Origin of the sequence: Psychrobacter sp. M9-54-1 (assembly GCF_016613355.1) — a bacterium.
Classification (GTDB): Bacteria; Pseudomonadota; Gammaproteobacteria; order Pseudomonadales; family Moraxellaceae; genus Psychrobacter; species Psychrobacter faecalis.
Window position 1 is genome coordinate 161,144 of record NZ_JADGFW010000004.1, and the last position, 11,870, is coordinate 173,013.

Consider the following 11,870-nt stretch of genomic DNA (forward strand, 5'->3'; position numbering starts at 1 on the left):
CATCGTTTATTTTTTACGATAAATCTTCCATACGCCATTGTCTGCCAGCGGATTGCTATAAGCATCGTTACGGCGTTTCCGCGGGGTCTGACGACTGTCGACGATTTTAAAATCAGGTAGGGCATGAACGATAAGCCCCGTGCGGTAAAAGCGTACGCGCTCAGGCTCTAGCATCTCGCCCTTGGTATTGCGGCAAAATACATATGCGCGCAAATCAATAAATTCACGATGCGCCACCAAACGTGCCTCATCATCATTGTCAAATACGGCACTCATACGGGCGATTTCATCGGCACTATAATCGCCACATTTATCGGTCAGCGCCCCGACCGAGCCAAAACTTTTGGATTCTTTGGCGCGGGTCTTGGTCAGATGTAACCTTTGCACATGATAAATAAACTGCGGTATCTCAAGGCTGGCGGGCAAAGGCAAATAGTCGGGTGGTAGATTGGCCGCCGGATAAAATGCCATCGCGCGCTCAAGCAGACTATGCCAACGCTGCTGATAAGCTTGGACTTCGGCTAAATTGCCTTCATAAATCGGCATATCACGAATTTGCCGCAAAATATCAGGCGGAAACTGCTCATCTCGAAAGCTGGCAATATCTTCTTGCAGCGTCGATAGCAATGCTTTGGCATGCTTTTTACCCTCGCTTGAGATAGGGTCAACAATGTAGCTTGGAGCAACGAAAGGAGCTGAGCGTCTCGACATGGCAGAAAATAATCCAGTAGTGGCAAATTGGGCGTTTCAGCTTTAAGTATACAGAATTTAGATAAAAAATATGGCGACGCGGTTAAATTTCCCATGATTTTTAACATCCTATTACAATGAAAAAAGCCGCCTGATATAAGCTTATTTAAAATTAACTCTCTTTCTTAGGCGCTGTTTTTATGGATAATGGCTCTAAATACTTCCTAAATCATCATAATCGGCGGAGCTTATTAAAAAATATTAGTAGAGTGGTTTTAAAAATTACCGGTGCAGGATTGGCGCTAGTATTTGGATTTTGGTTGCTACTGGCGTCAAATATGGGACCGGTTTATCTGCCACAGTTTATGGACAGCGCGCTAGATTTTTGGATTCGCATGACGCTGTTGGGGCTGGGGCTGAGTATTTGGCTCATAACAGCAGTTTGGTTCATTTGTTTTGTGCTGCGTTATTGCCATTACTTAATAAAGCGCTATTTGACAAAACGTCGCTTATAGCTAGAACCCAGATGGGCGACGTTTTAATTGATAATTATATGATTTAATATTTAATGTCTTATGCTTAATGGTTGTGACCAATATGACTATTGCTATTAGTCGCCTGCTGGGAGATATCGCAGACTAAGGCGTCGCTATGGGTTTTGGTTTGCGGATGCGCTAAGCTTTCAACCTGAATGGTCGCATGGTGAATATCAAGCTCAAGAAGACTCTGTTCTAAACTGGCAATCAAGATACTCGATTCATAAATACTCATTTCACCATCGACGACCACGTGACACGATAGGGCGTTGAGACCGCTGGTGATACTCCAAACATGTAGGTCATGGACTTTTTGGACTTGTGGATGGGTAAGTAGTTTATCTTCGACCTCTACCAGTGAGATTCCTTCTGGCGTGCCTTCCATCAAGATATGTACCGAATCACGTACCACGCGATAACCACTAAATAAAATCAATATGGCCACAATGACTGACGCTGCCGCATCTGCCCAAACCCAGCCAAAGCTCATCATCAAAAGCGCGGCAACGATAGCGGCAACCGAACCCATTAAGTCACTTAATACGTGCAAATAAGCACTTTGCATATTTAAATTAACTGGTGCTTTAGCTTCAGCTTGTCCATCTTGCTGTACATGATTGTCGCCATGGCTATGACTATGTGCATGCTCATGCGTATCAGTGCCGCGACTGCCGCGATGCATCAGCCAAGCGACCACAATATTGACCAGCATACCAATGGTCGCAACAATAAGCATCCCTTGGGTCGCAATCTCAGGCGGCGAGTTAAAGCGTTTAATCGCCTCATAAAAAATCATGATGGCAATAATAACCAGCGTTGCACCATTGACCGTCGCCACCAAAATCTCAAAGCGTTTATAGCCAAAGGTTTTTTGATGGGTGGCAGCTTTTTCACCAATTTTAAAGGCCATTAACGTCGCGCCAAGCGCTACCGCGTCACTGAGCATATGACCAGCATCAGACAGCAGCGCCAAACTACCCGTGAGCCAGCCGCCAATGGCTTCGACAAACATATAGCCTGTAATGATGATAAAGCTAAACAGCAAAGTGCGCTGATAACCCTTGGTGTCGCGCGGTGCAACCGTCTCTTCTAGATGCTCATCGTGGTCATGATGGTGTTGATTATCCTTGGTATACCTGTCTTGAATATTACTATTATCTGCATGATTTTGAGCATGTTTATGGGTATCAATCGCCGCATTCTGATAAGAATGGTCATGTTGCTTAGATTTCGGGCGCTCTTGATTCATAACAATACTCGGGATAATAAAAGGTGAAATAGAGGGTTTATAAAGCTTTGATTGCTTATAAAGTTAGGATTGCTGTCCATAACCAGACAGTTATAGAGAATTTAGCACATTTACTAAAGGCTTGCTGTATCTAGGCAGTAAACGATATAAGGCGAATTTTGGCTAGCGTTCTTTATTGACAGCAATATATAGAGAGATAATTAAAACTGGCGAGGTGTGTTTTAAGATTGAACGTTTACCAGCCGACAGGGTCGATATCTAAGGTCAGTTTTAGATATTTGGCGCTTGGCAAAGCAAGTACAGGTTGCCACCAGTGATTGAGTACCCTATGTAATTGCTGTCGGTCTTTGCCTAATAGCAGTAATTGCGCGTGGTAGCGACTGTTCTTTTTACTCATCGGCGCATCGATAGGGCCGAGAACAGCAAGATTATGAGCATTTGGAAGAATACCAACGGCATCTTTTAGCGCTTGCGTGGTGGCAGCTAACGTTTTACCTTCGCAGCGTATTAGGGCAGCATAACTATGCGGCGGCAAGCCCATCATTTTACGTTCTTGTAGTAGCTCGCGTGCAAAAGACAAATAACCGTCTTTTACCAATTTTAATAACAGCGCATTATCGGGTTGCAGCGTTTGAATAAGCACGCGCCCCGATTTGTCCCCGCGACCAGCACGGCCTGCCACTTGAATCATGAGCTGGGCGGTATGCTCTGGCGAGCGAAAGTCGGCGGACAAAAAACCGCGATCGGCATTAGGCAAGCAGACAAGCGTGACGTTGGGAAAATGATGACCTTTGGCGACCATTTGCGTGCCGACTAAGATGGCAGGTTTGCCTTCATTGATACGCTGATAAATATTCTCCCAGCTATCTTTACCTCTAGTAGTATCGCGATCGATTTGGATAATGGGGTACAACTCTTTGCTGGTTTGTGGATTGGCAAAAATTGCATGCAAATTTTCGCTTAGCCTCGTCGTTCCGATACCTTTGGCGTCCAAATTTTGACTGCCACAATCAGGGCAAACCGTTGGGATATAGGCTTGCCAATCACAGTGATGGCATTTTAAATAAGGGCTGTTTGAATAGGAATTGGATTGCGATTGGCTATTATAATGCACGGTCAAATGCGCATCACAGCGCGGGCAATCGGCTTGCCAACCGCACGCTTCGCATAGCAAAACGGGCGCATAGCCGCGGCGATTTAAAAATATCAATACTTGGTCGCCCGCTTCTAGCGTTTGCCGTATCGCCCCAATCAGCGCATCGGTTAGTCCGGTATCATAACGTGCGCCTTCGTCTGTCGTCTGTTGATGGGTGCTTTGCTGGCGTGCATCAATCAGCTGCATGGTTGCAGGTTTGGCGTTACCAGGGCGAGTTTGCAGTTGGTATTCGATAAGCTTGCCATCATCGACCAGTTTTAGATGCTCAAGCGAAGGAGTCGCAGTACCAAGTACGACGGGAATATTGGCTTGCAGGCCGCGATACAGCGCGACGTCAGCAGCATGATAGCGCAACGTATCTTGCTGTTTATAAGAACCATCATGCGCTTCATCGACGACAATTAAGCCCAAATTCGCAAACGGATACAGCACCGCTGAGCGTGTACCGATGATAATTTGCGCGTGACCAGTGCGGCAGTCTTGCCAACCTTGCAGGCGGTGAGTATTGTTCATACCCGAATGTAATAAGACTATATGAGCGGCAAAGCGACTGGCAAAGCGCGCGCGTGTTTGCGGCGTCAGTCCAATCTCTGGTACCAGTATCAATACTTGTTTGCCCGCTTCCAACACCGCTTGCATCGCCTGCAAGTAGACTTCAGTCTTACCACTACCGGTAATGCCATTTAATAAAAACCCCGTATATTGCTTATTTTCATGCGCAGCAATAATGCCATCGACTGCAAGCTGTTGCTCTTCATTTAGCTCAAGCGGCATTTTTGCTAAAGTAACGGGCGCAGGCGCAGATTTCGCTTCGATATAGCGCTCGATAAGCCCTTTGGCTTCTAGCGCCTTTAAGAAAGGCCGCTGCATACCTTCTAATAATAGTACGTCTTCACTAGCGCCGTGCTCGCCGTGTAACTTAAGCATCTCAAACTGCTGCTTTTGTTTTTTGGCATTGCTATGAAAGTCAGTATCAGTGACGTGCGGTAAAATCCGCCAATGGGTAGTCAATAAATCTAACGGCTTACCTTGGCGTACGAGAGTTGGCAACATCACCGCTAACACGTCACCGAGTGGATAGTGATAATAACGCGCCAGCCAATGCGCGAGCTTTAGCATGCTAGCATCTAAAATGGGCTCAGCATCTAAGCATTTATTAATAGGTTTGAGCTTGTTGATGGGAACGTCGCTAGCCGCTTCCTCAATATGAGCAATGACAATACCGATTAAGGTTTGACGACCAAAAGGTACCTCAACACGGCTACCAATCGGTGGTAGCGGCATGGCAGCCATGGCAGCGCCGTTTGGCAACGTCGGCGTATCTGCTGGCAAGCGATAGTCAAATACCCGATAAAGGGGCACGGGTAGGGCAACTTGTAGCAACATAGCTGGGCTTCGCAGTCTTTTATCGAATGAATAGAGAGTAAAAACATCAACAGCAATATAAAAAGGCACAGACAAATAAGCTTAGCATGAAGCTAAGCTTATTATTATTTACTATAAACCAGTAACGCTCAATAATCGTCTTATTCAATATACATGATAGATTCAATTTCAACCACGCCGCCTTTAGGTAGCGCGGCGACTTGCACCGCTGCACGGGCAGGATATGGCTCGCTTAAGTTAGCGACAAATACGTCGTTTAGCGCCGCAAAGTCATTTAAATCGGTCAAAGAGACATTGAATTTGACCACATCATTTAAGGTGCCACCGGCCGCCTCACAGATGGCTTTGATGTTTGCAAATACTTGCTTGGCTTGTGCTTCAAAGCCTTCTTTTAGCTCCATGGTATCAGGGTCAAAGCCCAGTTGACCGGAGATATAAACAGTATTGCCTACTTTTACCGCTTGTGAATAGGTACCAACGGCGGCTGGGGCTTTATCGGTTTGAATGGTTTGACGGGTCATATGATTTCCTTATGATGTTTTTTTGGTTAAAAAGTTGGCCAAAAATTTCAGGCGATAATAAATGTTCAACATTGAATGGTTTTAAAAGGGATGAATTTTAACATGTATTTTAACGGCTTTTATAATTGATAAAGCCTAATAATATTGGGGAAGCCAAGTAGCGACCGCAACTCGCGAATGCCTTGTGCCAAATGGTTACGGCTACGAACGACGATATGAATAATAGTGTCGCTGCTACGCACGTCGACCTTTTCGACCCCGATATTTAACTGGCGCAGATGATAAATCACTTCACTGATTTGCTCGTCGCTTAGGGCGATTGAGAGTTTGAGATAAGCAGGGAAGCGAATTTTGCTGTTATGTTCCCCGGATGAGTCGCCTTGCTTAATGGCTTTATCATTGCGCCAGCGCAGTTGGATAACTTGATAAGGGTTGTCTTTACGGATATCGTCTAACGAAAAACACTTATGGCGATGCACAACCAGACCATGACGTGATAAATGGCCAACGATAGGGTCACCATAAATCGGATGACAACAATTGGCAAAATCAAGCTCAACGCCTGAAGCGTTGACAATCAACTGCTGCGGTTGGGTCATATCATCAACGCTTTCTTGCGATTGCATATCACTGACTTCATCGCTAAACAAACGCGTCACCACCAGTTGCGGCAGCAGCGTGCCCGAGCTAATTTGCTCAAACAGGGCGTTTTTTTCTGTCAGACCGCGCCATTCAGTTAAGTTTTTCCAATCACTTTCGGTTAAATCATCGAGGCTTTTCTGATAGGTTCTTAGGGCTCGGTCTAGAGCTTGTCTGCCATGATGCTGTTTATCGGCGGGCGATAAGTCTTTAAACCAACGTAAAATCTCAACGCGGGCTTTATTGGTCACCACAAAGCCGAGCCATTCTGCTTTTGGCTCAGAATGACTGCTGACTTCAATCTCGACCAACTGCCCGTTTTTAAGTACCGTACCGAGTTTTGCATGTTTATTATCGACATTGGCACCGACCGCGACATTGCCCACCATAGGACCGACGGCGTAAGCAAAGTCTAGCGCTGTGGCACCTTGTGGCAGCTCATAAGCGCGGCCTTGCGGGCTGTAGCAGATGATTTTACTCGAGTGTAAATAATCCATCAGCTCATTAATAGTAGAAACGGCTGCGGAAAAATCAGGACTGTCAGCATCTAACGTGTCTTCGTCAACCAAGTCTTTCATATTACGCAGTGATGCTTGAATAACCGACTGGCTAACATCGGAGGCGTGTTCGGCACCAATAACGCCAAGCCTTGCCGCGTTTTGCATTTGCTTGGTTAAGATGGTGACTTTAACAAAATCATTATCGCGCTCATAAATCAGGGTCAACGACTGATTGCCACCAGGCAGCGGACGCCGAATGTTATCGGCGATATGACTGTCATCAATCTGATATTTTTTAATCAGATAATAAGCGAGCTTGTCACAAGCTTCGATGTTATCAAGCACAATCTCAAACGCATAATGGCGCAGTAGCGCATTGATTTCACCGCGATTACGAAAAAACTGCCGGAAGATAACCACGCGATTGTCTAAAACTTTGACCATGCCATTCAGATCAAGATTGTTTAGCACAATGCTCAAGTAGCGATGAATGGCTTCTCTTTGAAAATTACGCCCAAGTCCATGTTGCAGCAGCTTATCAGACAGCTTGTTATACATATCAGAATCAAGATTACGATAACACAGCACTTCGATATAATCGGCAATGTCATTGAGACCCATCAAGCGCGCAAAGGGTACATAAAAATCCAAGGTTTCTTGCGCGGTGGTGCGCTGTTTTTCGGGACGTACCGCATCGAGCGTCGACATATTGTGCAAGCGGTCAGCCAGTTTAATAATCAAGACGCGCGGATCGGCAAGGGTGGCGGTCAAGATTTTATGAAAGGTGGCGGCTTTGTTTTCTTGCTTGTTATGGGTTGATGATTTTAATTTGGTCACGCCATCGACCAGTCTGGATACTATTTTACCGTAACGCTGCTCAATATCCTCAGCGGTAACCTCGGTATCTTCTACCGTATCATGAAGGATGGCCGCAATAATGGTATCGCGATCCAAGCGAAAGCCTGCCAATATTTCAGCGACGGCAATCGGATGCGTGATATAAGGCTCCCCTGATTTACGCTTATCTTTGATATGCGCTATATCACCGAACTCACAGGCATCAATAATATCACTACGTTCAGCCGCAGTGAGATAACCTACCGAGCGCAGCAGGTTGTATTGAGCATCATCCACTAAAGGATGACTGAGTTTGGGCAAGGTTTGAGTCATAAGGTGGTAATCCTATTTTCCAATACCTATTTATCAGTTCAGGACGGTTCGTCGGCTACGGACTTTTAATGGGTTCAGGACTGTTGGGTAAATGATAGCTGGATGAATAAGCGGCGGTTATGCAAAAGAGTAAGCTATTAGGTCAAAGCATACTAACTTAAAACGCACAAAGCGAAAAGAGGGCAGACCACCCTCTAATTAATCGTAAATCGTTCTCAATGTCAACTCTTATGCGCGTAAGTCAGGCAGAAAATAAAAAATTCTACCTAAGTGGTATGATTTTCGCTATAAGTGGTCGCAATAATTGGCAAGCGTTTGGTATTATCAGTCGTTTCATAACCAAAAAACCACAGCCGCTGCTGTGGTTCTTATCTTTTCGCGATGTCAGCACAGAATAAAGTGGTCGTGCTTATTGCTAAAAGTTAGGTTTTACTAAAAACAGCTCTGTATTAAAAGCTATGATCGCCCGACAAAGCCAAATCTAATGAGCTTGTCGCAAAGTTATGCTCTGGCTGATTTAAAATATCACGGGTGATTTTGCCAGCAGCAATTTCACGTAATGCCAAGACCGTAGGCTTGTCGTTATCGACGTCAACCATCGGCTCAGCGATACCTTTGGCCAATTGACGGGCGCGCTTACTGGCGACCAAAATCAGCTCAAAGCGATTATCAACATTATCCAAACAATCTTCAATCGTCACTCGTGCCATAAATAGCTACCTCGGTTGTTTTTATCAGTCACGGCGCTTGTCCGTTACTCAATAAAAATAATATCAAAAATATAAAAGGGGGATAGCTGGACATTATAGCATTTTTTGCTTAGGCGCGTAGTTGCTTTTTATATCTGCTGTTAGTTATACGAAAATCGAGATTTTTCACTTTTAAGCTTTCTTTCCCCTAGGTTTTCTTTGCTTATTCGTCGACTTGGCTATTTAGCAAATTGGCAATAGTGCGATGATAGCGCTGCTGCTGGCGTTTAAGGGTTTGTCTATCGGCGACGATAATGGCTTTTAGCTCGGTTAACGCCACTTCAAAATTGTCATTAATCACCACAAAATCAAAATGTACATATTGCGCCATCTCCGTGACCGCGCCCGCCAAGCGCTGCTCGATGACTTCCATGGTATCCTGCGCACGCGTCGATAAGCGCTGACGTAAGGTCGCTAAACTTGGCGGCAAAATAAAAATCATCGTCGCATCGGTAAATATCTTTTTGACTTGTAGCGCGCCTTGCCAATCAATCTCAAGGATAACATCGACGCCTGCCTCCAGCTGCGCGCGCACGCTTTGCTCTGAGGTGCCATAATAATTGCCAAACACTTCGGCATGCTCTAAAAACTTGCCTTCGCCGATAGCCGTGACAAATTTATCAACGTCGGTAAAATGGTAATGCTGACCATCAATCTCACCGGGACGCGGCGCGCGCGTGGTGTGCGACACGCTAACGGTCAAGTCGTTGGTGGTGGCCAGTAGCTGTTTGACCAGTGATGTTTTGCCCGTCCCTGAGGCGGCGGTAATAATAAATAATGAACCTGTCATACGGTTTTTCCTAATGGATAGTTTGCTAATGTAAGGTGCCACAATGGAATAGGTACTAGGGCGTGTCTTCAATTCATCTTACAATGAACGATAGTACACGCCAGATAGAGCATTGACTTAAAATTACGAGCTAACTTCTCATAGCGAGTAGCGATACTACGAAAGTGTTTAAGCCTTGCAAACATATTTTCAACAAGATGACGCAGCTTGTACAAGTAGCTATCAAATTCTGGATTAGGCTGTTTGGCATTCTTCCTTTTAGGGATGACAGGTATCATATTATGGCTTCGAGCTTTATCTCTGATAGCCTCTGAGTCATAGCCCTTATCAGCGATAAAGTAATCTGCCTGTCCAATCATGTCAATCAATTCACCTGCAACTTGACTGTCGTGGACGTCACCCCCAGTGATTTTAAAATGGAGCGGATATCCATCGGCATCACAGGATAGGTGTATCTTTGTAGTTGCGCCGCCACGGCTTTGTCCAATTGCTCGATCTTCACCACGCCGAGCTCCACTTGCATGCTGGTGACAGCGAACATAGCTTCCGTCTGTGAATACCCATTCCGTATCAACTTCTTTTCGTAGGCTAAAAAAAAATTCTCCCATAAACCCGTTTTCGACCAGCGGTTGAAACGACTATAGGCTGTTTTCCAAGAACACAATTCTTTAGGTATGTCACGCCAAGGCGCACCTGTACGCAGCTTCCACAGTATGGCTTCCATGACCTCTCGACTGTTTTGAGTGTGATAGCAGCCATGCTGTGTCATTGTTGATTGCAATTGATCCCAAAGCGTATCTGTTAGTGCTGTTCTTGCCATAACTTGTATTTCTCGCATCGTCTCAATAGATGCGGTATTGTAACTATTATTTATCGCTTATCCAATTGAAGACATGCCCTAGTAAAGTGTGCGCTAATAAAAAGCTAAAAACGGCGCAAATAAGTGTTGAGCTGGTAAAAACAAAAAACGCCATCAAGTATGGCGCTATAGAGTTGTATTGATTTCTCATTGATACGTCATTATAAACTGCTTGGCGCGCTTTTATTTAATTCGCGCAAGCTTTTTAGCACTTAATCTTATTTATTGTCTGTTTTTGCATTAAAAGGCGCTGTGTCAATGAACGTTAATGCTCAGTTCATTTGAAACAGGGTTATTTTCAAAGGCAATAAAAGCAAATTATGCTAAAGTAGAGCATGGATGTTATCCCAAGTTTTGAGGTTAAGCAGTTTGACGTTGAGCTGTAACCATAAATTATCTAATGATAGGCCCTTTTATGCAAATTTATCTTGCCAATCCACGTGGATTTTGTGCTGGTGTGGATCGCGCGATTGCGATAGTGAACGAAGCATTGACACGTTTTGAGCCACCCATTTATGTGCGTCATGAAGTCGTGCATAACAAATTTGTGGTCTCAGATTTGGCCAATCGCGGCGCGGTTTTTGTCGAAGAGCTGCACGAAGTACCAGATGGCTCGATTGTGATTTTCTCGGCGCATGGTGTCTCAAAGGCGGTCGAAGATGAAGCAGAGCGCCGTGATTTGACCGTATTTGACGCCACTTGTCCGCTGGTCACTAAGGTACATATCGAGGTGGCTCGATTTGCCCAAGACGGGATGGATGCGGTATTGATTGGTCACGCAGGTCATCCTGAAGTTGAAGGCACTATGGGGCGTTTCAATCGTCGCCACGGCGGGCAAATTCATTTGGTCGAAAATGAAAGCGATGTTGAGGCTTTAAATGTGCAAAACGCTGAGCATTTGGCTTTTGTAACCCAAACGACTCTTTCGATGGATGATACCGCGCGCGTTATTGATGCGCTGCGTGAAAAATTCCCCAGCATTCAAGGCCCGCGCAAAGACGATATTTGCTACGCCACCCAAAACCGCCAAGATGCGGTCAAAGATTTAGCCGGTCGTTGTGAAGTGGTATTGGTGGTTGGTTCGCCAAACTCGTCAAACTCTAATCGCTTGCGTGAACTCGCCGAGCGTATGGATTGCCGTGCCTATCTGATTGATAATGCTACTGAGATGGATAGAAACTGGTTTGATGGCATTCAAAGTGTTGGCGTTACTGCTGGCGCGTCTGCACCTGAGATATTAATCCAAGAAGTGCTACAACAATTGCAAGATTGGGGCGGAGATTTACCAAGTGAGCTGTCAGGTATCGAAGAAAACGTGACCTTTAGCTTGCCAAAAGCGCTGCGCATTCCGGTTACGCAAGTAGGTAAATAGCATGAATAAGCAGAAAAAAGGCTTTGTGTTAGCAGAAGCGACGCTTGCTGAGATTAATAAGCAGTTAAAAATTAATCTGTTTACCATCGTTGTGCTGATTGTCATGCTAGTGCTGAACACTGCGCAATTTATGAAAGATTATAGTGTCTTATATGGCGCGCTTATCGCTGTCATGGCGTTTTTTCTATTTATAATGGCCAAAAGTCGCACCATGCTCATGATGAGGAAACAACAGCTTACCAAGTAAATGCTG

12 protein-coding genes are annotated in these 11,870 nt (G+C 45.1%); 4 read left to right on the plus strand and 8 right to left on the minus strand.

What is annotated here, in order from left to right; genetic code table 11:
• Nucleotides 1-6: 6 nt before the first annotated feature.
• Complete coding sequence (locus IQ457_RS01885) at nt 7-711, minus strand: hypothetical protein (RefSeq protein WP_191691030.1); 705 nt, start codon at nt 709-711, stop codon at nt 7-9.
• 179 nt (nt 712-890) lie between these two features.
• Between IQ457_RS01885 and IQ457_RS01890 the strand changes: the two genes are divergently transcribed.
• Entirely contained in the window at nt 891-1,205 is a 315-nt protein-coding gene (locus IQ457_RS01890) for a hypothetical protein (protein WP_200661847.1), read from the plus strand.
• Between the two features lie 64 nt (nt 1,206-1,269).
• Here IQ457_RS01890 and IQ457_RS01895 read toward each other — a convergent pair whose 3' ends face one another.
• The 4 genes from IQ457_RS01895 to IQ457_RS01910 form a co-directional block, all read right to left on the minus strand.
• Entirely contained in the window at nt 1,270-2,475 is a 1,206-nt protein-coding gene (locus IQ457_RS01895; protein ID WP_200661848.1) for a cation diffusion facilitator family transporter, read from the minus strand.
• Between the two features lie 235 nt (nt 2,476-2,710).
• Entirely contained in the window at nt 2,711-5,017 is a 2,307-nt protein-coding gene (locus tag IQ457_RS01900) for a primosomal protein N' (protein WP_200661849.1), read from the minus strand.
• Nucleotides 5,018-5,157: 140 nt separating this feature from the next.
• Complete coding sequence (locus IQ457_RS01905; protein WP_200661850.1) at nt 5,158-5,538, minus strand: RidA family protein; 381 nt, start codon at nt 5,536-5,538, stop codon at nt 5,158-5,160.
• A gap of 119 nt (nt 5,539-5,657) precedes the next feature.
• A complete protein-coding gene (locus tag IQ457_RS01910) occupies nt 5,658-7,847 on the minus strand; it encodes a RelA/SpoT family protein (protein ID WP_200661851.1) in 2,190 nt (729 codons plus the stop codon).
• Between the two features lie 230 nt (nt 7,848-8,077).
• Here IQ457_RS01910 and IQ457_RS01915 point away from each other — a divergent pair, with 230 nt between their 5' ends.
• Entirely contained in the window at nt 8,078-8,245 is a 168-nt protein-coding gene (locus tag IQ457_RS01915) for a hypothetical protein (RefSeq protein ID WP_200661852.1), read from the plus strand.
• 51 nt (nt 8,246-8,296) lie between these two features.
• On the opposite strand, the gene rpoZ is transcribed toward IQ457_RS01915, so the two are convergent.
• The 3 genes from rpoZ to IQ457_RS01930 form a co-directional block, all read right to left on the minus strand.
• Nucleotides 8,297-8,557, minus strand: a complete 261-nt coding sequence (gene rpoZ, locus IQ457_RS01920; RefSeq protein WP_068403827.1) for a DNA-directed RNA polymerase subunit omega — start codon at nt 8,555-8,557, stop codon at nt 8,297-8,299.
• Nucleotides 8,558-8,759: 202 nt separating this feature from the next.
• Nucleotides 8,760-9,386, minus strand: coding sequence for a guanylate kinase (gene gmk / locus IQ457_RS01925; protein ID WP_068403828.1), 627 nt, complete (start codon nt 9,384-9,386; stop codon nt 8,760-8,762).
• A 68-nt stretch (nt 9,387-9,454) separates the two neighbouring features.
• Nucleotides 9,455-10,206, minus strand: a protein-coding gene (locus tag IQ457_RS01930; RefSeq protein WP_200661853.1) for an IS5 family transposase whose coding sequence is annotated in 2 segments (ribosomal slippage) — nt 9,455-9,993 and nt 9,993-10,206 — 753 coding nt in all. Because the reading frame shifts where the segments join, the coding sequence is not laid out codon by codon here.
• A 454-nt stretch (nt 10,207-10,660) separates the two neighbouring features.
• On the opposite strand from IQ457_RS01930, the gene ispH reads away from it, so the two are divergent.
• Both ispH and IQ457_RS01940 read left to right on the plus strand, forming a co-directional pair.
• Nucleotides 10,661-11,617, plus strand: coding sequence for a 4-hydroxy-3-methylbut-2-enyl diphosphate reductase (gene ispH, locus IQ457_RS01935; RefSeq protein ID WP_068403830.1), 957 nt, complete (start codon nt 10,661-10,663; stop codon nt 11,615-11,617).
• Nucleotide 11,618: 1 nt separating this feature from the next.
• Nucleotides 11,619-11,864 carry a hypothetical protein gene (locus IQ457_RS01940; RefSeq protein ID WP_191691046.1) on the plus strand — a complete coding sequence of 82 codons (246 nt, stop codon included), beginning with the start codon at nt 11,619-11,621 and terminating at the stop codon, nt 11,862-11,864.
• Nucleotides 11,865-11,870 lie beyond the last annotated feature (6 nt).